Source organism: Halocatena salina (assembly GCF_023115355.1).
Taxonomy (GTDB): Archaea; Halobacteriota; Halobacteria; order Halobacteriales; family Haloarculaceae; genus Halocatena; species Halocatena salina.
Map to the genome: position 1 here is coordinate 2109346 of NZ_CP096019.1, position 21542 is coordinate 2130887.

The window sequence follows — 21542 nt, forward strand, 5'->3', positions numbered from 1 at the left end:
CGAGAGCCGGGTGTGACACATCCGGAATGCGAGCAGATTCAGCACTCACCGCGAAAGATAAATCCATTGGATGAGTGATGTATGCATGGACTTGGCACGAGTCGGTGACCACGATCCGATCGTGGTGTGTACCGAGGAGCGCGAAGCGGCGGTGCTCGTCCCGGTCATCGCGCTGGATGGGAGTCCGGAGCTGTTGTTCACCGAACGCGCTGCCTATCTCAGCGAGCATCCCGGACAGATGAGTTTTCCCGGCGGTGGGCGGGAATCCTACGACTCATCACTCCGAGAAACGGCCCTCAGAGAGGCCCACGAAGAGATCGGTCTCCGACAGACGGAAGCGGACGTGATCGGTCAGCTCGATTGTATACGAACGGTCACCCGGTACTCGGTGTGCCCTCACGTGGCTCGAATTCCGGATCGGACGTATCTCCCCGACGAGCGCGAAGTGGCCGAGATCGTTCGACTCTCGATCGACGCGCTCACTGACTACTCCAACTACGACTCCGAACGGCGTGATCATCCCTACTATGGAGACATCCGGCTCCATTACTTCCGCGTGAACGGATACACCGTCTGGGGCGCGACTGCCCGAATTCTCGTGCAGTTCCTTGAACTCGTTACCGACTGGGAACGTCCACCCGAACCCGACCGCCGCGTCGATCCTGACGCCGAATTTCCGGTGTGATCCGACGGGAACAGGTTTGTTACGGTTCGGAGTTCCTGAACACGTGACAGTACGTGTGATCGTAGCCGTAGCCAAAGCGTCCGTCCCGTCCGATCGGGCTCTCACCCTCCCACGTGACGACGACCTCACCCTCGAACTCGAAGACGTTCGACACCCGATCGGCGATGTCCCACGCGAGCGGCGTCACCGTTCCGTCGTGTTTCATGTTCGCGACGTCGACGACGACGTGCCCACCGGGGGCCAGCACGGACCCAAGACGGGTGAACGCCGTTTCGATGTCCGCGAGGTACTCTTCGTACGTACTCCGACCCGCGTAGTTCTCGAACGGGTTCTCCTCCATCGTCTGCGTCATGAACGGCGGCGAGGTGAAACAGCACTCACACGGTGGGAACCACGACGGCTCCAGATCGAGGACTGATCCGTGTCGGACGTGCGTCGGCGTCGAGATCCGGTCTTGGATGTGGGCAACGCGGTCGGCCTCGTATTCGATCCCGAACGGCACGCGATCGAGATGTTCGGCCACCGTGAGTGTCGTCCCGTATCCGGCGAAGATGTCGATCACCCGATCGCCGGGATCGGTGAACGCCTTGACGAAATGGGCCACGAGGGCGTCGGGCGTTCGAACCTCGTTCACGTATTCATCCGGTAGTTCCTCGCGGTGGCCGTATTCGAGGGCGAGATACGTGTCCATGTGGCTGTGTACGTGCAATCAATAGTAAATATGCTGATGGATAAGTCACGGCCGACAGCACCGTAACGCTCGCCCGGAACGTCACGCTTTTGCGCCGTCCGAGCTAGGTGTCGGTATGGTCGTTTTCACGGCTGATCGTGTTCCGCATCGTCTGTAATCTCATTTCGAAGGAGGTGGTATCGTGACGACACAACAGTCCCAACAGCCGTTCGCTCGCGTCGGCTTCGATGCGATAGCGCTGAAGCCCACCGAGTGTGACGTGACCCGCGTCGATGATCTCTCCGTCGACACGGTGGTGATCGATTATGAGGGCCGTGAGCATCTCCCGAGCGCGGACGAACTCCGTGCGCTTGCCGACCGAGGCTCCGTCTATCTCACGACGCCCGTCCGCGCCGACGGGTTCGATCCGCTCGGGGACGACTCGCTGGTCGAGTGGATTCCAGCGGACGTGGGGCGCATCTTCGTCGCCGGACACGCAGCGTATCTGAGCGACACGGAGCAGCGCCGAGCGGTCGCGCCGCGTCTCCGGGAAGCTCTCGATTCGGCAACTGCTCTTCGACCGTGGGTCGGCACTGCGGGCATCAAGCGGATCGCGCTTGCGGCCGGTGGTGTTCAGTACGAACTGCTCACCCAAGAGACACGTCCATCGATTCGAGCGCTGCGGGCGGCCGGTTACGATGGTGATGTTTCGGTGTATGCCCCGACCGTTCTTTCGAGCGAAGAAGACGAGATTCTCGACGCAGTTGGTGGATACGTCGCTCGCCGCCGCACGGTTCGAAAGTCGTTGGCCGAACGGTCGGACGAGCCGGCAACCGACCGCCACGCGAGGGGGGCAGTTCGTGACCGCCTTCTCACTGCAGCTCAGGAGTTCGCGCTCGTTGGAGACCGAAAGACGATCCGTCAGCGGATCGATGCGCTCTATGCGGCTGGAGTCGATACGGTCGTCGGCTATCCAGCCGCCGGACTCGACGGACTGGACTGATCATCGTCGGTGTCCGTCTCGCTGTCGTCTTCACTGGCCGTTTCGATCCGGATCGGCTCCGCCGCCGATCCCGGTTCGGTTTTCGGGATTCGAATCCGGAGCGTCCCCGAGGACGTGAGCGTCGCCGACGCTGCCGCCGCATCGACGGACGACGACGGCAGGGACACTGACCCGGAACGACGCAGTCCCCGACCGCGCAACAGCAGATCGATCGATTCGTCGAGATCGCGCGTTCGATGGAGTTTGACCTGAAGCTCCGTTTCGACCAGTCGCACGTCGATGTCCTCGGCTGCCACGCCAGGCGCGTCGAACTCCGCGAGGTAGCTCTTCTCGCTTTCTAGCAGATCGACCGACAGCGGCGTACGCTCTTGGAGTTGGCTCGTCGCACGACCGACCCCCGCCAACACCGTCCGTTCGATGCGTTCGCCAAGTCTCCGTAACATATCTTACAGTATGGTGCGCGCGCGTTTATCGATTTGGTATGATCTATCAAACGACGATCTCTTCCAGCGTATCAGAACGACAGTACGGACAGACGAAATCGCCGACAGTCGTTTCCTCATTCATATCGTAAGTGTAGTGTAATTCTACCATGTCTAGTTCACACTCCCCGTTCGTGCATTTGGCTTCAACTGTTTCTGGCATACCATTGGCTACACTGCCAGCACTAATCAATATCGTGGCCGTCAGAATATCACCACACCTGTTTTGATTCACCAATACTATCTATCGTTTATTTACATATTGTATACCATTTATTAAAGATTATAATTCAATTACTTTCTATCACAGCAACATTCGTCGTGGTCGGCGGGTAGATTATGGTTCTGGTCGAAGAGATGAACATATGAGCAACCTTCTCGTGTACGGTTCGTACGGTTACACCGGTCGCCTCGTGGTTGCGACCGCGATGGAACGGGGGATAGAGCCAGTACTCGCCGGACGGAATCTCTCCGAACTGGAGGCACAAGCGTCGGAGTGGGGACTCACATACCGGACGTTCGATCTCCAGCGCCCCGAGATCGTCAAACAGCAGTTGTCGACGGTCGACGTCGTTCTCAACTGCGCTGGCCCGTTCGTTCACACTCACGAGCCACTCCTCGATGCGTGTTTGGAAACGGACACGGATTATCTGGACATCACGGGTGAGATCGAAGTGTTCGAATCGATCGCCGCTCGTGATGAGCAGGCCACTGACGCCGGTGTGACCGTCCTTCCGGGGGTGGGTTTCGACGTGGTTCCCTCGGACTGTCTCGCCGTTCACCTCCACGATGCAGTTTCACAGCCATCGAAGCTCGCCCTCGGGTTCGAGAGCCTCGGCACTCCGTCCCCGGGCACCGCCCGAACCATGATCGATGGAATGCTTTCGGGTGGGGCCATTCGCACGGACGGAGAGATACGAACCGTTCCAGCGGGATGGAATGCCCGAACGATCGATTTCGGATCGGGGGAACGGACGGCGGTCACGATCCCGTGGGGCGACGTTTCTACGGCGTATCACTCGACAGGAGTTCCGAACATCGAGTTTTACATGGCGTTGCCATCGTGGGCCATCCGTGGAACCCAGCTTACTCGGTATCTGCGTCCGGTGATGAACACGCCTCCGGTCAAAAGCGGTCTCGAATCGCTCGTCGACCGGCTGATCGACGGACCGAGTGCGGAACAACGCCGGTACGGGGAGACCCGGCTCTGGGGAGAAGTGACTGACGAGGAGAGTGGAAAGACGCGTGTCGCGCGCCTCAGAACCCCGAACGGATACGCGTTGACCGCCAAAACGGCAGTCGAGAGTGTGGTGCGCACGCTCGATGGTGAGCCAGCAGACGGATTCCAAACGCCCGCTACCGCGTTCGGTCCGGAGTACGTTATGGAGTTCGACGATGTCGTCAGACGCGACGCGATGGTCCCTCGGTCGGCGCAGGTTCAGTAGTACCGTTCGACGATACCGTCGTACAGCCGCGCGAGCAGGTTCGTTATCGGCCCGTCTCCGACATCGATCCCGTCGATCCGCTCGATCGGTCGGAGTTCCCACGTCGTGTTCGTGAGAAACGCCTCGTCGGCCGATCGAACGTCATCGAGCGTGTACCGGCCGGTTTCGACCGGAAACGTCTCATCTTCAGCGAGTTCGAGAACGATGTTCCGGGTGATACCCGGTAGGATCGTCCCTTCCCGTGGCGTTTTGAGCGTGCCTCCCTCGACGAAAAAGAGATTGCTCGTTGCCCCCTCGGCGACGTAGCCGTCAGCGTCTCGGAGCAGTGCTTCGTCGGGCTGGTAGCTGTCGGTCGCTGCGCGTCGGAGTTCGACTCGGGCGAGGATTCCATTGAGATAGTTGTGGGTCTTCGCGTCGACCGGCACCGCGTCGTCGGGAATCCGGCGGGTTCCTACCGACTGAACGGTCGCGTACTCTTCCCAGACGGAGGTCCCGTCTCGGCCACTCCGCGGGAGTTCCTTGACGACGACGACGACAGTCGGATCGACCTCGTGACCGGGCGTCAGCTTTCCCGGTTGGACCCCCCGCGTCACCGATACTCGGACGTAGGCGTCAGCGAGACCGTTCGCTTCGAGCGTAGCATCGATCCGTTCACCGAGATCGTCAGGCACCGCGTCGGCCATTCCGAGCGTCTCACAGGTGGTTGTCAGCCGCTGTCGGTGGGCCGTCCACGCGAACAGTTCTCCTCCGTAGGCCCGTATCGTTTCGAATGCCCCATCCCCGTACCGAAATCCGCGATCGCGCACGCTCACCGTCGCGTCCTCGCTGGCGACCAGTTTCCCGTTTACGTGATAGTACATGGGTTCGACTCCAGACAGATCCGACAGAACGTTTCGATCATCCGGTATCCCGCGTCGGTCAGGATGCTCTCCGGATGGAACTGGACGCCTGCGTGTGGTTTGTCGCGGTGTCGGACGCCCATGACGACGTGACCGTCGTCGGTGCGAGCGGTCTCGATCAGACAGGCCGGAAGCTCGTCGGTCACGGCGAGCGAGTGGTACCGTCCGACTTCGATCCGCTCGGGAAGTCCAGCAAACACGCCCATCCCGTCGTGTTTGATTGTCGAGGGTTTCCCATGAACGACAGCACGCGCGTGATCTACACTCACTCCAGCGGCAGCGCACAGCGCTTGGTGACCCAAACAGACGCCCAGTGTCGGATAGGACAACTCGCCGAACACGGGCATGGAGACGCCTGCCTCCTCGGGTGTTCCCGGCCCCGGTGACACGACGATGCCGTCGGGATCGAGCGTCTGAATGCCGGCACTGTCGATCTCGTCGTTGCGGCGCACGACGACCGACTTCTCGTTTCCTTCGTCGGGATCGATCACAGCAAGCGACGTCCCGACGTACTGGACGAGGTTGTAAACGAACGAATCGTAGTTGTCGATCACGAGAATCATCGTTGTAACGTCATCGGTGTAGTCGTTCACTGGACGGTGAATCTGTGTGTCGAATCGATCGCTTCATCGATTGCGGCGATCAACGCGCGGGCTTTCGCCAGCGTTTCCTCGTACTCGCGTTCGGGGTCCGAGTCGTGGACGACGCCCGCGCCGACGCGGAGGTGGTACTCCGTTTCATGCCGGACGAGCGTCCGGATGACGATGTTCAGCGTCGCTCGCCCATCGAAGCCGAACGCCCCGATGCTTCCCGTGTACGGTCCCCTGCGGGTCGCTTCTACGTCGTCGATGATCGCCATCGTCGTGGGTTTGGGTGCCCCGGTGATCGTTCCTCCCGGAAACACCGCTGCGATCGCGTCCGCCAGATCGCAGTCCTCACGGAGTCGGCCGTCGACGACCGACACGAGGTGCATCACTTCAGAATACTTATCAATTCGTCGGTAGTCGCTCACGGTAACGCTGCCGTACTCGCTCACCTTGCCGAGATCGTTGCGTTCGAGATCCACGAGCATCGCGTGTTCAGCCCGCTCTTTCTCGTCCGATCGGAGTTCGGCTTCGAGCGCTCGGTCTTCCGCCGGTGTTTCACCGCGCGGCCGGGTACCGGCGATCGGTTCCGTTCGCAGCCGATCACCCTCTCGCTCTAATAGGAGTTCCGGGCTTGCACTCACGAGATCACAGCTTGGGAATTCGAGCAGCCCTGAATACGGTGCCGGGTTGACACGCCGGAGTGCGGCGTACGTCTCGACCGGATGGACGATCGCAGGTGCGGACAACCGTTGTGAAACGTTCGCTTGGAACGTTTCACCCTCTCGCACGTGTTCTTTGACTCGTTCGACGCGCTCTGTGAACGCTGCCCGTCCGCAGTCGCTTTCGAACTTGGTGGTGGGTGTCTCCGATCGAACTGGTGGCGATTCGACCGTCGGATCACCCGTCTCGATCGCTCGTATGAGTTCGAGCGCCCGGCTTCGCCCGCGGCGGTAGGCAGCTTCGGGCCGTTCGTCGGGTCCAACGTGTGGGCAGGCCGTGACACGCAGCTCGGATGGCTTCCCGTCGTCAGTCGTCCACGCCGCCACCCGATCGTAAACGCCGATTTCGAGCCGCGGGAGTTGACGATCGTCAGTCGTACTCGTCGGAATCGATTCGAGTTCACGGGCGATATCGTAGGACAGCCAGCCGAACGCCCCACACGGATACGGAATCTCACAGTCCCCCCGAACGAGTGTTTCCTCCTCGAGTCGGTCGACGAGCGTTTCGAGTGCGCCCGATCGGCCGGAGCCGACAGTCACCTGATCGATCGGATCGACGGCGAAATAACCCCAGCCGTCCTGCCCGCCCGTCGTTTCCAAATACACCCCACAATCGCCGTCACGGGCACGGCGATAGGCGAGAAACGGATCATCGACGGACACACGGACTTCGACCGGGACACGCACGTCCGGCCGCGCGGATCGACGGAACGCCGCTCGATCGGTCACGACTGTACTCATTACCGATGCTCTGCGCGACCCACCCAGCGCTCGATCCGCTTGGCGGAGATGTCGGTCTCGCCGGCGATCGCCTCCGGATCGGCCGCCGCAAGTTCGTCTACCGTCTCGATCCCCGCTTCACCCAATCGTTCGGCGTACGTGGTTCCCACGCCCTTGATCACATCGACCGGTTCGGACTCGACCACTTCGGCGGTCGAGGCTCCATTGGTTTCCGAGGGTGATCCGCCGTCGTCGGTTTGCGGTTCAGTATCCTCAGTTTCCGGTTCGTTGTTATCCGTTTCTGGCTGGGTGCTATCCGTTTCTGGTTCAGTGTCCTTCGTTTTCGATTCAGCTTCGACAGCTGTGGCCGCCTCCGTTTCACCGTCGTCCGTGTGGTTCGCGGAGATGTCCGTGTCTGTCTCGGCTTTTTCCACGTTGGGAACCCTCGTGGAGTCGGTTTCGGATGGAGCGCCGGTCGGTTCGGCGTCGGATTTCTTGTCAACTGTCCCGTTACCACTAGGGTCGGAACTGTTCGATTCGTACGATGAAACGTCGGACGTAGCAGTTGTGTCCGCGGGTTTCGATTCTTCGTTTCCCATATTGAGAATCGATTTGATCTTATCGAGCAGGTTCATGGGCGGTGATAGTGAGTCGCAGTACTTAAAGACGCACCTGATCCGTCGCGTTCGCTTTCGACGCTACAACTCTGATCGGAGTGCGTCGTTCATGGCATCGATCGGTGCGTCGTGGCCGGTCCAGTGTTCGAACGCCGCCGCACCCTGATAAAGCAACATCCATCCGCCGTCGATAGTCGTCGCGCCGATAGCGGCTGCCTCTCTGAGAAGCCGCGTTTCGAGCGGCGTGTACACCGCATCCAGTACCGCGAGATCCGAGTGGAGTGCCGCCGCTGGGACCGGTGTGGCGTCTTCGTCCATCCCGACGCTCGTGGCGTTAACGAGCACGTCGGCGTCGGAAAGCAGCTCCGGCAGCGAGCTGAGATCGTGGCCCGAGGCGTCCGGCACCGCTCGGGCGAGTTCGTGTGCCCGTTCGGCTGTTCGGTTGGCTATTCGTACGGCCATACCCGCATCCGCGAGACCGAACGCGACGGCACGCCCGGCCCCGCCCGCACCGACGACGACAGCCGTCCCGGACAACGTCACGTCGTGAGCACGTAACGCCCGGACTGCTCCCACGGCGTCGGTGTTGTAACCGGTGTTAGTGGTGAGATCGATCGTGTTGACCGCTCCGATGCGGGCAGCGAGGGGATCGGGGTCGACGACCGAGAGCACGTCCTGTTTGAACGGGATCGTGACGTTGAACCCCTCGATACCCAGCGCTTGCGCCCCCCTAATCGCGCGTTCGAGCGCGTCCGGGTCGGGTTCGAACGTGACGTATCGCGCGTCCATTCCGAGGGTCTCGTAGGCGCGCTCGTGCATGGGCGGCGACAGTGAATGGCCAACCGGGTTGCCGATGAGTCCGAAGACGTTCATAGCCCGGGTTCACGCTGGGCGGACATTAGCTAGCCGGTCTCTCGTCTCGATGGGCTTTACTCGTGTGACCGCCGACTGTGGGTGTGATCGGAATCGTTCTCAGCCGAGCCGACCGTGCGAGTGTCCACATCGGTGAGCAGCTCCGTACGCTCGAATCGTGGCGCGAGGAGCACGACGCCTCGCGGTCGGACGCCGACGGTGGTGGAACGGTGTACCGGCTCGACGGAGTCGAACTCCGGGAATTCGAGGAGTTACACCTCCATCTCGACGGCGTCGACAGCGTGTTTTCCGATATCGATCTGCTGGTCTTTGCCTCTCGACACGCTGGCGAGACGGGACCACTGCTGACCGCCCATCCCACCGGGAACTTCGGCCCGGCCGAGTTCGGTGGGCACGATCGATCGTTAGCACAGGCCGCACCCAACGCCCAGTCGACGGTGCTCGCCGCACTCACCGAACACGCTCCCGACGGATACGACGTCGGACTGGAAGGAACCCACCACGGTCCGACCGAACTCACGACTCCCTCCCTGTTCGTGGAACTTGGAAGCGACGAACGACAATGGAACGATCCCGAGGGTGCGCAAGCCGTCGCACGGGCCATCCTCGCGTTGCGATCGGTCGATCCGAACGCCGAGAAAACGCTCGTCGGATTCGGAGGTGGCCATTACGTCCCTCGGTTCGAGCGCGTCGTTCGAGACACCGAGTGGTCCGTGGGCCACGTCGGCGTCGACTGGGCGCTTGCGGCGATGGGAGCACCCGAGAAGCACCGTTCGGTCCTCAAACGGGCGTTCGAACGCAGCGGAACGACCTACGCACTGGTCGAGGACGATCCAGCACTCGAACGAACGATCGAGGAACTCGGCTACCGGACCGTCAGTGAAACGTGGGTGCGAGAAACCGATGGCATACCGCTTGCCCTCGTGAACCACCTCGAACGGTCCGTTCGCCCCATCACGGACGGTCTCAGGTTCGGTGATCGCTGTCCATCGACCGATGCCGTCTCCGGCGAGTTTGATCCTACCGACCACGACGAACTGTCACGAATCGAGATCCCTGCCGATCTCCTCGCGGCAGCGAACGGGATCAACCACGAGCGAACCCTCTCGATGGTTCGTTCTCGCGCTGTCGCCGTCACCACGACAGAAAACGGGACGAAACTCGACCGTATCGTCGTCCTTCCCTCGACGGTAGATCGAAACCACCTTACGGAAGCGTTCATAACGATTCTCCAACGTAAATACGACGTCGAACGCGACGGGGAAAATGTCATTGCCCATGAAGACGCGTTTTCCCCTACTTTGGCGCGACAGTACGGTGTTCCAGAAGGTCCGGCGTTCGGACGACTCTCGAACGGTCAGACCGTCGAGATCGACGATACGATCATAACACCGGCCGACGTTCGTGAACGAAAGACGCATATGTTTTCATCTATATGATTGTCTGACACACGTCATACCGGTGGCGAAAGATAGTTATCCGACGTTGCTGTTATCCAACGCACGTATGGACTCGATCATCGAGGACGCGATCAACGAGGCCGAGGGTGAGCCGGAGGCCGGAGGGAACAACTCCCAGCAGGAGAACGGGTCCGAGGTTGATGGAACTGCAACCGAGGCCACCACTGCCGCCACGTCCGGTACGATGACCGATGACGAGCTCGCGGATATTGTTAGCGAATTAGAAACTAATATCGCGGTTTTTGGGTGTGGTGGGGCCGGTGGCAACACCGTCACCCGGATGGCAGAAGAGGGTATCCACGGCGCGACCCTCATTGCCACCAACACTGACGCTCAACACCTCTCAGAACAGGTGACTGCGGACTCGAAGATCCTCATTGGTCGCAAGCAAACCGGCGGTCGTGGTGCTGGTTCCGTTCCTCAGATCGGTGAGCAGGCCGCCCTTGAGAACAAAGACGACATCGATGCCGCCATCGGGAATTCGGATATGGTTTTCATCACCGCAGGACTCGGCGGTGGAACGGGGACGGGATCGGCACCAGTTGTCGCGGAAGCCGCTCAGGAGGCCGGTGCGCTCACCATCGCGGTCGTTACCATTCCCTTTACGGCGGAGGGCAAGCGCCGTCGGTCGAACGCCGACGCCGGGTTGGAACGGCTGCGATCGGTCGCCGATACGGTCATCGTCATTCCGAACGACCGTCTGCTCGAATACGCGCCGAACCTACCACTTCAAGACGCGTTCAAGATCTGTGATCGCGTGTTGATGCGCTCGGTGAAAGGGATGACCGAACTCATCACCAAACCGGGCCTCGTAAACGTGGATTTTGCCGACGTGAAAGCGATCATGGAAAACGGTGGGGTGGCAATGATCGGACTCGGCGAATCCGAATCGGAGAACAAGGCGCGCGATTCGATCCGGTCTGCGCTTCGCTCGCCGCTACTCGACGTGGAGTTTTCGAATGCCACCAGCGCACTCATCAACGTCGTTGGCGGTCCCGGTATGAGCATCGAGGAAGCGGAAGGCGTCGTAGAAGAGATCTACGAGCGCATCGACAACGATGCCCGTATCATCTGGGGTGCATCGGTCGATACCGAGTTCGAACAGCGAATGGAAACGATGGTCGTCGTGACCGGCGTGGAATCTCCCCAAATTTACGGTCGGAGTGAAGCCGACCGAGAAGCCCGGTCTCGGTCGTCGACCACTGACTCCATCGACTACATCGAATAGACGCTGTCGTCCTCGATCGGGTCATCATTCTCTTTCTCGGTCTCGTTCGATCGTGTTCTGCTCGGGTAGCGCGGTAGAAAGATAGAAAAACGACCATCCGTAAGATCCGATCATGAACATCCCAACAGATCTCTCCTCGTACATTCGGGTGCTCAAGCTCGCTAGCACCCCAGATCGAGACGAGTTTACTCAAATATCGCTCGTCGCAGGTGCGGGGATCATGCTCGTCGGACTTCTCGGATTCGTCATCTTCGTCATCATGCAGTTCCTTCCAGGTGGTGTCTGATGTCGATTTACGCTGTCAAAACGACTGCGAGTCAGGAGCGCACCGTTGCCGACATGATCATGAACCGCGAGGAATCGTCGGTCCACGCGGCGCTCGCGCCTGATTCGCTCACAAGCTACGTGATGGTCGAGGCTGAAGATGCCAGCGTGTTCGATCGTATCCTCGATGAGATCCCCCACGCCCGGGGGCTGGTCGAAGGTGAATCCTCGATCGTGGAGGTCGAACATTTCCTGTCGCCCAAACCCGACGTCGAGGGGATCGCGGAAGGCGACATCGTGGAGCTCATTGCAGGACCGTTCAAAGGCGAGAAAGCGCAGGTCCAGCGCATCGACGAAAGCAAGGATCAAGTTACTGTCGAGCTGTATGAGGCGACAGTCCCGATTCCGGTGACTGTCCGTGGCGATCAGATTCGTGTCCTCGATAGCGAGGATCGGTAGCTACGACGTTCGACGTCGGTTCGTCACTGTTCGAATGGAACGGCATCGTTATCAATCGACTGTGAGTATTCGCCATCGTGATGGGACGAGAGGTCGGGGAGGGCGTACGTATCGATATGCACGTGAAGGTTTTGGACGAGTCGATCGTCGAGCGAGCCAAAGTTCGTGGCCTTGATGCGATCGTCTACGCACCACATTTTACTCGTCTCCCGGCCATCCAAGCGAAAGCAGAGGCGTTCTCCGATGAGGAACTCACCGTTTTTCCCGCCCGGGAGATCTTCACGGGCGCCTGGCACGACCGAAAACACGTCCTTGCTGTCGGATTGACGGAGTCAGTTCCGGATTTCATTACTCTTTCCGGGGTCATGGCGGAGCTTCATCGCCAAGAAGCAGCGGTGTTGGCTCCACATCCGGAGTTTCTCACCGTCAGCCTCGACGTCACAGATATCCGCCAGTACGACGTTCACGCAGTCGAAACGTACAATCCGAAACATCTGACCATCCACAACGAACGCGCCCAGACGATCGCCAGTGAAACCGGTCTCCCCGGATTTGCTTCCTCGTACGCCCATCTCCCCGGAACGATCGGAGAGACGTGGACCACCTTCGAGGAGCCGATCGACGATGTCGACGACCTCGCGGCGGCGTTGAAAGACCACGCACCGCGTCGAACGTTCCACCGATCGGGGTTCGAGCACGACGTTCGGTGTGGGATCGAATTCGCTCATCTCCTGTACGAGAACACCTGGAGCAAGATCGACCGGACGCTTCTCTCTGGGACCGAACCGACACACCCCGGACACATCGCCTACGAGGATCGGTTCGAGGATGTCCGCGTCTACTGAGCTGTCTGGTCGATCACGCGGGTAACGGCGTCAACGGCCACCCGTACCATCCGAGACCATACACGATGGCTGATCCCACGAGCAGCTCGCTTCCCGTGATGAACAACGTAACGAGGTTCGTGTACTCACTTTTGGTTGCCACGCCGGTCGGAAACCCATACTCCTGTGTGTAGGGATAGAACAGCGCGATACCCCGTTTACTACCGACCATATCCAGCACGTAGTGGGTCAACACGCCGATCCAGACGTAGTGGAGGTTGCTGAAAACTGCCGGAAATGCGATGAACAGTCCCAACACAGGTAGGTTGTGTAGCGTCTTCCGATGACGGCCGAACTCCGTGTCGATGTCCGGAACCAACGCCCCGAGCGTGATCGGCACTGCTACCGCCACGATGGTTCTGAGCGTGCCGACGTCTCCCGCTGGTGCGAGGATGAACCCGACACCGACACCGAGCAACAATCCGTTGAGTACGTGTCCGCGCTTGTTCATAACTGGTTGAATTTCGAACCAGCGCAGAAACAGTTTCCGTTTCCCGTTCCGAGCGACTGTATCTCCTCCCCGCCGCTCGCTGCGCTCGCGGTTAAGGAAGGGGCTTAGCGCCCTCAATCAAAGCTAAAATCACGGGATGCGTCGGTCCTGTGCTATTCAGGAAATACACTGTTAAGTGTTTTAGTCTATGAAATATCCACATGAAACTACCACTAATACATATAAGTAAATGGATATTGACTCTCACCAAGTATCATTTGTCTGTAAGAAATGGATGCTGGAACACCCTATTGATCGGTTCTATCCACCATCTCCAGAATTGGAACTATGTTCGTTCCTAACCCATACTATCTGGAAATGTCACTGCGGCGACGTCGATCAGGCGTGCCGTAGCCGGGGGTCGCTTCTCGTCTTGGGGATCTGTTCCCGATCGAATAGTTGTAGCCGTCGACACGCACCGGATCGGTTGTTATTCAGTTGGTGAAAAACTGCCACGCACCCACACCGCCGCCTGCGACGGTAGTTACCACGCCAAAGCCCGGTCCGTCAGTGACAGTTGTGTTGGTTCGGTTCGGTTCCGGCCGTGGCGTCGTTTCGTCCGGTCGTTGGGTTGTCCCGTCGTGTTTCTGGGTCGTCGTGTCCGGTGTATTGAGGGTCGTCTCGATTCGGTCGTCTGTTTGCTCGGTGTCTGACTGTGGCGTTTGTGTCTTCGTCTGGGTTTCGGTCCCTTCCATCACGACCAGACTATCGCCGCTGAGATACACCCGCCCCCCGGCAACGGCGTCCAACCAATACCCGGCGATCCACGGTTCTTCGACTCCTTGTTTCCAGACGATCGACCCATCGCTCGGCTGGAGTGCGGCACCCCCGATGTACAACAGCCCCCCCACGCGGGCCATGCCGCGAGCTGGAATCGGCTTTGCGGGTGGTTCTTCCGGAGGGATCGGTGGTTGGGGTATAGTCGCCCGCCAGGCTTCGCTCCCGTCGGTTCGATCGAGGGCGATGACGTCGGCGTCTTCGTTCATGGATACGTACAGCCGTTCCATGTCTACTGTACCGATATCCACCTTGACGTCCCCGCTGTAGGACGTTTTCCACTGCTCGTCTCCCGACGCTGCCTCGAGCGCGATGATCGTCGCTCCCGGTTCGGTGCTTTCGCTCACGAACAGGGTGCTATCCGACACCATCGCCACCGAGAGGTCTTTCACGCGAGGGAGTGCTTCCCAGACGAGATCACCGGTAGCCGCGTCGTAGGCGTTGACGCCGTTGGCTGGCGCAATGAACACCGATCCATCGGCGACGATTGACGGGGAATTGTCCCACGATTCCACCTCTATGGACTGGCGCCAACGCACGGACCCATCGTTTGCGTCGAGTGCATACACGAATCGGCCCTTGCCACCGCCGAGATCCGGACCACGCACGAAAAGCGACCCATCGACCGCTGTCGTTGTGGAAAACATACCGGCTACCGGCGCATCACGTCGCCACAGTTTGTCGCCGGTTTCCGCATCGACCGCGACCACCGCTGTGTGCTCTGTGCGGTATATGTTCTCCGAATCGTAGGCACCGATGCGAACCGGTGCGTACACGACCCCGTCCATCACCGTAGCACTCTCGATGGCTGCCGCTGGAGTATCGGAGAATTCTCTGTCGGGGATTTCGGCCCTGAACTCCCACAGCTCCGTCCCGTCCTCTGCATCGAGTGCGCCCAGCGAACCATCAGTGACGTACACCGTCCCGTCGACGACCGCTTTCACACTCACATCACTATGGTACCCACCAGCGCCACCTTCCCACGCGACCGAAACGTCCCCAGTCGGCCCGACGCCGCCCCTGTTGAAAGCGGTAGAAGCCGCGTTCCCAGTAGGGTGGGTCCAGTGCTCTTCGCCCGTCGGTTCCGACTGCGCCCGTATCGGATCGCTCGTCCCGAGTGTCACACCGGTACCAACGACGGCGGCAGCCGCTCCGGAAAGAAACGATCGTCGGTTGATTGATATCCTTTGTAATTTCATCGATAAAAACCGATTATTGGGGGTCTAGAATATGCTTTCTGGCCACTCGTCGATCCCCCCGCTCGCTTTGCTCGCGGGGACGGGGGACAAGTCGATCTACAGTCGACTGTGAATCGCTAGAAGAATGAGTCCGCTCTCCCCGATTTGAACCGCGTCAGACGGTCACTCCCTCCGTTCGCGCTGCGACTGACTGGCTCAAATCGGATCGAGACGATTTGACCCCTCATCACGCTCGCTCCGCTCACGGATTCGGAAACAAAGAAATCCGCTCTCCCCGATTTGAACGGGGGACAAGTCGATCTACAGTCGACTGCTCTGCCAGACTGAGCTAAGAGCGGTCACTCTTTCGTATGTGCATTCATCATTTAACGCTTTCTGTTCAGAATGATCTCGTCCGTATCCCGTGTCCCCGACAGCTGTCTGACGCTGCACGAACGTTGATATGGATCGGCAATCAACTCTTCTCCGATGAGCAAGATCACGTTTCGCGCTGACGACGAACTGATCGCGCAGTTGGAGGAGTTCGAAGCCTCCAAAAGCGCGATCATGCGCGAAGCGCTTCGTACCTATCTCAACACGCATATGAGCGACTCCGAACCGTCGGACCTCCCAGTAGAATTTGAGGACGAACGCTGGGTGGATCACGTGATCCGAGAGCGTGTGGACGAACTCATCAGCGAACGAGAGGATGGGACGTTTACACGGTCCGAACCCAAAGATATCAACGTGAACATCTCTGTCGAGGGGGAGCCACAGACAGCTGTCACCGACGAATCCCCTGCGGATTCTGAGCGGTGTAAGACGCACACCTCAACGTCGACGGATACAGCGACAGAACGAACTCAGTGCTCTCATTGTGGCGAGACACACCCCGAATCACACGTGTACTGTCCGAATTGCGGAGAAAAATCCACTCAAGACGATGTCTGTGAGTGCGGAGCTGATATTGACACGAAATGGTCGTTTTGCCCCGTTTGCGGCCGTCGTACCCCATCTGAGACTGATCTCGAACGATCGTAGTTTGTGATGCTCGTTATGAACGCCTGTATACGCTATAAATCCCCGCGACACGCCCCGAAAGGTCCATCTATGATATTGTATCCATTGATGTCATACATGGGGCAAAGATTTATTACACCGGCGAGTATGAACACACCTGCGTAAGACGACCGTCTTACACGGCTGCGCATGCGTGATGATACGGCCGCATTCGGGCGGTTTCGCCGTGTAAGACGCAAGGCGGACTATCGCCCATACTCGTCTTACCGGAAAAAGGGGAAAACCATGGAGCGTGTGACACTACGGATTCCAAAACAACAGATCGAAGCAGTCGAACAACTGGTCGAGACGGGAGAATTTCCCAATCGGAGCGAGGCGATTCGATCGGCTGTTCGAGACATGATTAACGAAGAGAACACAGAGCGTCAGCGACGGGAGAGCAAGCGTCAGTGGGCGCGTGTCTGACGATGCAAGAACTCGTCAACGACGCGCTCGAACACGCCGAAGACGAACAACGCAAAGCAGCTAACGCGGACAACATCGACGAGTTTGGCGATCCTCGTATTGTGGTCGTCGGTGCTGGCGGTGCTGGCAACAACACCGTCAACCGGCTTTACAACATCGGCGTTGACGGCGCTGACACGGTTGCGATCAACACGGACAAACAACATCTCCAGATGATCGAAGCCGACACGAAAGTACTCGTCGGGAAGACGCTGACCCAAGGTCTCGGTGCTGGCGGTGATCCCTCAATGGGAGAGCGGGCGACCGAGATGGCACGGGGAACGATCAAAGACGTGCTTTCGGGTGCCGATCTCGTGTTCGTTACGGCTGGCATGGGCGGCGGAACGGGAACGGGTGCTGCACCCGTCATTTCAAAAATCGCAAAAGAACTTGGAGCGATCGTCGTCGGCATGGTTTCGACCCCGTTCAACGTCGAGCGGGCGCGAACCGTGAAAGCCGAAGAAGGACTCGAACAACTCCGCAACGAGGCGGATTCGATCATCGTTTTAGACAACAATCGATTGCTCGATTACGTTCCGAACCTTCCGATCGGCAAGGCATTTTCCGTAATGGATCAGATCATCGCCGAGACGGTCAAGGGGATCTCAGAGACGATCACCCAACCGTCGCTCATCAACCTCGATTACGCGGACATGACCGCCATCATGGGACAAGGGGGCGTTGCGGTCATGCTCGTTGGAGAAACACAAGACAAGAACAAAACCGAAGAGGTCGTTCGAGACGCGATGAGCCATCCTCTTCTCGATGTCGATTACCGGGGAGCGACGGGAGGATTGGTCCACATCACTGGCGGTCCCGATCTCACGCTCAAAGAGGCCGAAGGGATTGCCCAACGGATCACCGAGCGACTCGAGGCCGATGCAAACGTCATTTGGGGCGCACGAATCCAACAGGAGTACAAGGGCAAAGTTCGCGTAATGGCGATCATGACGGGCGTACAGAGCGCACAAATTCTCGGCCCGACGACTCAAAAGCAGGCAGACGCTTCTCGCCGTGCAGCACTTGATCGGGTAGACACCGAGTCGGAAGCTAACTACGGTAGTGCCCAGTCCGATGGCGGACAGGATTCTGTTGAAACTAACAACGGTCTCGACGTTATTAGATAAATGATGGAGTAATGGTCGGTGAGGCCACCGTTTGCGACATTAATTTTCATTATATGCTAGATATATACTATACCTATCCAAGTATCATGGTATGTTATGAATCGCTTCGTCCCACCGGTGTGATTTCAGGCTGCGTGGATCGATTCGACGAGTTGGCATTTTCGGCAGAGGCGGTTAGTCGTCGCCGCGCCACACCGTTCGCAGTCGGTGGTGTCGGGTAAGGAGTCCTGCCGATACTGTTCAGCAGCGATCTCGGCGAGGTCTTCGTAGCCAGCCATAATGGAGTGGCGCGTGCCCGGATGGTTCTCTTCGAGTTCGAGCAAGAGCTGTTGTATCTCGCCGCGATACGCCTCGCTCGCGTGGGGACATTCGGCCATGTGAACGGGGAGATCCTCAAGGTGTGCGAACAGCGCGATCTCTTTTTCGGGAACGTCTCGGAGTGGTTTCGCGCGGGGGACGAACGTCTCGTTTTCGGTGCGTGGTTGCCGGTCGTCGCCGCTGGTCTCCTCGAACGGCCCGAGGCTGGCATCGAAGTGTTTTGCGATCTGTGTGACATCGCCCTCAAGAACGTTCATGAGCGCGGTTTGGGCTTCGTCGTCGAGGTTGTGACCCGTGAGAAGTTTATCCGCCCCGTACTCTTTGGCGTACCGAGTGAGGATATCCCGACGGAACACACCACAGTACGCACAGGGAGCCATGTTTTCCGGATCCGTTTCGGCCACCTCGTCCATCCTGAGATCGAATTCCTCCTCGTAGGCGACGATTTCGTGGCGGATCTCCATGTTTTCGGTCAGTTCGATACACGCATCGACCGACGCGTCCCGGTATCCCTCGATTCCTTCATGGATCGTGAGCGCGAGGAGTTCGATCCGTGGATCGTTGGCGAACGTCTCATAAAGTAGGCGTGTAAGAACGACACTGTCTTTCCCGCCGGAGAGACCGATCACCCACGTCTCGGGATCCTCGGGTGTCGCCTCCGAGCTAACGAGCGCATCCTCTCGAATCCGTCGTCTGACGCGCTTTTCGACCGAGCGAATGAAATGGTCCTCACAGAGATGCAGCCCGGAGTACTCGGCGTGTAGGACCGCCGGCTCCCCGCATTTATCGCACTCCATACGCGGACTTACGGACTTGGGAAAATAACGCTGTTGTGACTAGCCTTCCGAACGCTGGATATTAGCGCAGTCGGTCCGCTCGGTCGTTCGTGAACTGCGCCAGCTCGGATCGGGTCGGTAGCCCTTCGATGTCACCGGTAACGGTGGTCGCAAGCGCGCCAACCGCGGTGGCGCGATCGGTCGCACGATGGGGAGATAACCCATCGAGCCGTCCGGAGAGATAGCCTGCGGCGAACCCATCGCCAGCACCGATGGGATCGACGACGCGGTCGACTTCGTAGGCACCGACCCGTTGGGCGACGGAATCCGACGCGACGAACGCCCCATCGGCACCGAGCTTGACGATCACTTCCGTTGCTCCCAGTGCACGGAACTCCTCGGCGATGGTTTCTGGGTCTTCGGTGTCGAGCAACACCTCACCCTCTTCGATACCGGGCAGAACGACATCACACTCCTCGATTAGTGGGAGAAGCGTTTCACGCATTTCCGCTGGATCCCAGAGTTTGAATCGGAGGTTCGGATCGAAGGAGACGGTCAGATCGTGCTGGTTGGCTCGGTGAATGGCATCTTGGATGAGCTTCTGACAGGAGTCACTCAACGCTGGTGTGATCCCCGTCAAATGGAGGTATTTCGCGTCGGCGAGGGCGTCATCCGGTAAGTCGTCCGGCGTCATCCGACTCGCCGCAGAGTCATCCCGGTAGTAGAAGACACCGCTTTCGCCCAGTTCACGGCGTTCTTTGAACATGATTCCGGTGGGAGCTTTCGAATCGAACGTGACGTACTGGGTGTCGACGCCTGCGCCCCGGATCGTATCACGGACGTACTGCCCGTGGGGGTCCGCTCCGAGTCGACTCACCCATGCCGCCTGATGCTCTAAGCGCGCGAGTCCGATCGCCACGTTGCTTTCGGCCCCTCCGATCCGCTTTCTGAAATCCATGGTGTGGCGCAACGGGCCGGATTCGTGTGGATTCAACAACACCATCGTCTCCCCGAGCGTAAGTACGTCTGTCTGGGTCTCCATCGTGTGTCAGTCCGTTCTCGGAAGATACCACTCATACAACAGTAAATACTTTCGTTTCGTTCGGCCACTGACCACGGAACGATTCGATATCCACCAGTAGAGTAATGTTTCTACCAACGAACGGTGTGATAGGCTCGGTGGGCCGACACAATTGATTTCCGAATTATGATGAATTACTTCATCATTCAGTAAATATTTTATTCGTTGATCGAAAATAGCCGGTAATGGATTCGGACGATCTTCGGCACCGGATGGAGCGCGTCGGTGACCGATTTGATTTCGGGGAATACGAGATCGAGGCGTATCTGGCGGTGCTTGACCACGGTGAACTGACGGCGAGTGAAATCGCTGAGCACACCTCTATCCCTCAGCCTCGGGTGTACGATACGGTGCGAAAATTGAGCGACCGGGGGATGGTCGAACTGCGCGAATCCCGACCGATGCGGGTCGTGGCGCTCGATCCCGACGAAGTCTTTCCGACGATTCAAGCTTCGCTTGAGGAGATGGTTGATGGGTTGGCCGACCGCTACACCACGCCGTCGCGTGAGACTGAAGCGGTATCACTGGTAAAGTCCCGCCCGAGTATCCTTCGGTATTTAGAGACGGTGATCGAAAGCGCGGAGTACGAACTCGTGCTCTCGCTCACGCCGGAGCTGTTGTCCCGGTATGAAGATCTGTTGTCGGAGGTGTGTGAGACGGGTGTCGCCGTCGAACTGCTCGTGACGCCTGCGGCCTCGGCACCATCGCCTGAGGAGTACGATTACACGCAGGTTTCGACGAGTGCACGGGCGCGACGGGGGATAACGACGCCGGTAATGGCCGTCGCAGACGGGACGCGATCGGTGTACGCCACCCAAAGCGCGCTCACGAGCGACACCGAGCATTACGGCGTCATCTTCAACCGGTCGGCGCTGGGCTTTCTCGTCACTGGCTTTTACAACACGGTGTTGTGGACGACGGCCACACCCCTCACTGAGGACGGTCACGAACGACCGTTTCCCCGTCGATACGCGTCCATTCGCCGCTGTCTGAAGGATCTCAGCGATCTCGACCGGGAGTTTTACGCCCACGTCGAGGGTCGAGACGTCAAAACCGGCGACAGTCGGACCGTACACGGTACCATCGCCGACGTTGCCGTCGAACCAACCGGTGAGGTCGCTACACTCACACTCGACGCCGACGACGGTTCGGTTACGGTGGGTGGGCGAGTCGCCGCGCTCGAAGACATCGAAGCCCACGAGATTCACATCGACACCAAACCGATCACGCGATAAAACCGTCTCCGCAGGGTACACCGAGGCCCACGATGATTTAC

General features: G+C 59.0%; 24 protein-coding genes and 1 tRNA gene. 12 read left to right on the forward strand and 13 right to left on the reverse strand.

The window, feature by feature from the left end:
• Nucleotides 1-85 precede the first annotated feature (85 nt).
• Entirely contained in the window at nucleotides 86-685 is a 600-nt protein-coding gene (locus MW046_RS10780; RefSeq protein ID WP_247993110.1) for an NUDIX hydrolase, read from the forward strand.
• Nucleotides 686-704: 19 nt separating this feature from the next.
• On the opposite strand, the gene MW046_RS10785 is transcribed toward MW046_RS10780, so the two are convergent.
• Nucleotides 705-1376, reverse strand: coding sequence for a DNA methyltransferase (locus MW046_RS10785; protein ID WP_247993111.1), 672 nt, complete (start codon nucleotides 1374-1376; stop codon nucleotides 705-707).
• A 181-nt stretch (nucleotides 1377-1557) separates the two neighbouring features.
• On the opposite strand from MW046_RS10785, the gene MW046_RS10790 reads away from it, so the two are divergent.
• The gene (locus tag MW046_RS10790; protein WP_247993112.1) at nucleotides 1558-2358 is read left to right on the forward strand and encodes a DUF7388 family protein; all 801 of its coding nucleotides are present in this window, start codon (nucleotides 1558-1560) and stop codon (nucleotides 2356-2358) included.
• On the opposite strand, the gene MW046_RS10795 is transcribed toward MW046_RS10790, so the two are convergent.
• Entirely contained in the window at nucleotides 2325-2801 is a 477-nt protein-coding gene (locus tag MW046_RS10795; RefSeq protein ID WP_247993113.1) for an Hsp20 family protein, read from the reverse strand. The genes MW046_RS10790 and MW046_RS10795 overlap by 34 nt on opposite strands.
• A gap of 46 nt (nucleotides 2802-2847) precedes the next feature.
• Nucleotides 2848-3003: a DUF7559 family protein gene (locus tag MW046_RS10800; RefSeq protein ID WP_247993114.1), complete on the reverse strand. Its 156-nt coding sequence runs from the start codon at nucleotides 3001-3003 to the stop codon at nucleotides 2848-2850.
• Between the two features lie 202 nt (nucleotides 3004-3205).
• On the opposite strand from MW046_RS10800, the gene MW046_RS10805 reads away from it, so the two are divergent.
• Complete coding sequence (locus MW046_RS10805) at nucleotides 3206-4285, forward strand: saccharopine dehydrogenase family protein (protein ID WP_247993115.1); 1080 nt, start codon at nucleotides 3206-3208, stop codon at nucleotides 4283-4285.
• Here the strand turns inward: MW046_RS10805 and MW046_RS10810 are convergent.
• From MW046_RS10810 to MW046_RS10830, 5 genes are all read right to left on the reverse strand, one after another.
• Nucleotides 4279-5145, reverse strand: coding sequence for an aminotransferase class IV (locus MW046_RS10810; RefSeq protein ID WP_247993116.1), 867 nt, complete (start codon nucleotides 5143-5145; stop codon nucleotides 4279-4281). The genes MW046_RS10805 and MW046_RS10810 overlap by 7 nt on opposite strands.
• Nucleotides 5130-5747, reverse strand: a complete 618-nt coding sequence (locus MW046_RS10815; RefSeq protein WP_247994769.1) for an anthranilate synthase component II — start codon at nucleotides 5745-5747, stop codon at nucleotides 5130-5132. The genes MW046_RS10810 and MW046_RS10815 overlap by 16 nt, the downstream gene beginning before the upstream one ends.
• A gap of 26 nt (nucleotides 5748-5773) precedes the next feature.
• Nucleotides 5774-7231: an aminodeoxychorismate synthase, component I gene (gene pabB / locus MW046_RS10820; protein ID WP_247993117.1), complete on the reverse strand. Its 1458-nt coding sequence runs from the start codon at nucleotides 7229-7231 to the stop codon at nucleotides 5774-5776.
• Nucleotides 7231-7845 carry a helix-hairpin-helix domain-containing protein gene (locus MW046_RS10825; protein ID WP_247993118.1) on the reverse strand — a complete coding sequence of 205 codons (615 nt, stop codon included), beginning with the start codon at nucleotides 7843-7845 and terminating at the stop codon, nucleotides 7231-7233. The genes pabB and MW046_RS10825 overlap by 1 nt, the downstream gene beginning before the upstream one ends.
• Before the next feature lie 63 nt (nucleotides 7846-7908).
• Nucleotides 7909-8700, reverse strand: coding sequence for a shikimate dehydrogenase (locus MW046_RS10830; RefSeq protein WP_247993119.1), 792 nt, complete (start codon nucleotides 8698-8700; stop codon nucleotides 7909-7911).
• An 83-nt stretch (nucleotides 8701-8783) separates the two neighbouring features.
• On the opposite strand from MW046_RS10830, the gene MW046_RS10835 reads away from it, so the two are divergent.
• The 5 genes from MW046_RS10835 to MW046_RS10855 all read left to right on the forward strand — a co-directional run bounded on the left by MW046_RS10835 (nucleotide 8784) and on the right by MW046_RS10855 (nucleotide 12956).
• Nucleotides 8784-10139, forward strand: coding sequence for a D-aminoacyl-tRNA deacylase (locus MW046_RS10835; RefSeq protein ID WP_247993120.1), 1356 nt, complete (start codon nucleotides 8784-8786; stop codon nucleotides 10137-10139).
• Between the two features lie 67 nt (nucleotides 10140-10206).
• The gene (gene ftsZ, locus MW046_RS10840; RefSeq protein WP_247993121.1) at nucleotides 10207-11388 is read left to right on the forward strand and encodes a cell division protein FtsZ; all 1182 of its coding nucleotides are present in this window, start codon (nucleotides 10207-10209) and stop codon (nucleotides 11386-11388) included.
• A gap of 112 nt (nucleotides 11389-11500) precedes the next feature.
• Nucleotides 11501-11674 (forward strand): protein translocase SEC61 complex subunit gamma, encoded by a 174-nt coding sequence (locus tag MW046_RS10845; protein WP_247993122.1) that lies wholly within the window; start codon nucleotides 11501-11503, stop codon nucleotides 11672-11674.
• On the forward strand, nucleotides 11674-12111 hold the full coding sequence (locus MW046_RS10850; protein ID WP_247993123.1) for a transcription elongation factor Spt5: 438 nt from the start codon (nucleotides 11674-11676) through the stop codon (nucleotides 12109-12111). Before MW046_RS10845 ends, MW046_RS10850 begins: the two co-directional genes overlap by 1 nt.
• A gap of 80 nt (nucleotides 12112-12191) precedes the next feature.
• A complete protein-coding gene (locus MW046_RS10855) occupies nucleotides 12192-12956 on the forward strand; it encodes a PHP-associated domain-containing protein (protein ID WP_247993124.1) in 765 nt (254 codons plus the stop codon).
• A gap of 13 nt (nucleotides 12957-12969) precedes the next feature.
• Here the strand turns inward: MW046_RS10855 and MW046_RS10860 are convergent, their stop codons facing one another.
• From MW046_RS10860 to MW046_RS10870, 3 genes are all read right to left on the reverse strand, one after another.
• Nucleotides 12970-13446, reverse strand: coding sequence for a metal-dependent hydrolase (locus MW046_RS10860; protein ID WP_247993125.1), 477 nt, complete (start codon nucleotides 13444-13446; stop codon nucleotides 12970-12972).
• A gap of 473 nt (nucleotides 13447-13919) precedes the next feature.
• Nucleotides 13920-15461, reverse strand: a complete 1542-nt coding sequence (locus tag MW046_RS10865; protein WP_247993126.1) for an outer membrane protein assembly factor BamB family protein — start codon at nucleotides 15459-15461, stop codon at nucleotides 13920-13922.
• A gap of 264 nt (nucleotides 15462-15725) precedes the next feature.
• Nucleotides 15726-15799: transfer RNA gene (locus MW046_RS10870), tRNA-Tyr, on the reverse strand.
• 130 nt (nucleotides 15800-15929) lie between these two features.
• On the opposite strand from MW046_RS10870, the gene MW046_RS10875 reads away from it, so the two are divergent.
• The 3 genes from MW046_RS10875 to ftsZ (MW046_RS10885) all read left to right on the forward strand — a co-directional run bounded on the left by MW046_RS10875 (nucleotide 15930) and on the right by ftsZ (MW046_RS10885) (nucleotide 18091).
• The gene (locus MW046_RS10875) at nucleotides 15930-16481 is read left to right on the forward strand and encodes a double zinc ribbon domain-containing protein (protein ID WP_247993127.1); all 552 of its coding nucleotides are present in this window, start codon (nucleotides 15930-15932) and stop codon (nucleotides 16479-16481) included.
• A gap of 264 nt (nucleotides 16482-16745) precedes the next feature.
• The gene (gene cdrS, locus MW046_RS10880; RefSeq protein ID WP_124954958.1) at nucleotides 16746-16925 is read left to right on the forward strand and encodes a transcriptional regulator CdrS; all 180 of its coding nucleotides are present in this window, start codon (nucleotides 16746-16748) and stop codon (nucleotides 16923-16925) included.
• A gap of 2 nt (nucleotides 16926-16927) precedes the next feature.
• Entirely contained in the window at nucleotides 16928-18091 is a 1164-nt protein-coding gene (ftsZ, locus tag MW046_RS10885) for a cell division protein FtsZ (protein WP_247993128.1), read from the forward strand.
• Between the two features lie 125 nt (nucleotides 18092-18216).
• On the opposite strand, the gene ncsA is transcribed toward ftsZ (MW046_RS10885), so the two are convergent.
• Entirely contained in the window at nucleotides 18217-19206 is a 990-nt protein-coding gene (gene ncsA / locus MW046_RS10890; RefSeq protein WP_247993129.1) for a tRNA 2-thiolation protein NcsA, read from the reverse strand.
• 61 nt (nucleotides 19207-19267) lie between these two features.
• Nucleotides 19268-20227, reverse strand: coding sequence for a sugar kinase (locus tag MW046_RS10895; protein ID WP_247993130.1), 960 nt, complete (start codon nucleotides 20225-20227; stop codon nucleotides 19268-19270).
• 224 nt (nucleotides 20228-20451) lie between these two features.
• Here MW046_RS10895 and trmB point away from each other — a divergent pair, with 224 nt between their 5' ends.
• Nucleotides 20452-21501 carry an HTH-type sugar sensing transcriptional regulator TrmB gene (gene trmB / locus MW046_RS10900; protein ID WP_247993131.1) on the forward strand — a complete coding sequence of 350 codons (1050 nt, stop codon included), beginning with the start codon at nucleotides 20452-20454 and terminating at the stop codon, nucleotides 21499-21501.
• Nucleotides 21502-21542: the final 41 nt, after the last annotated feature.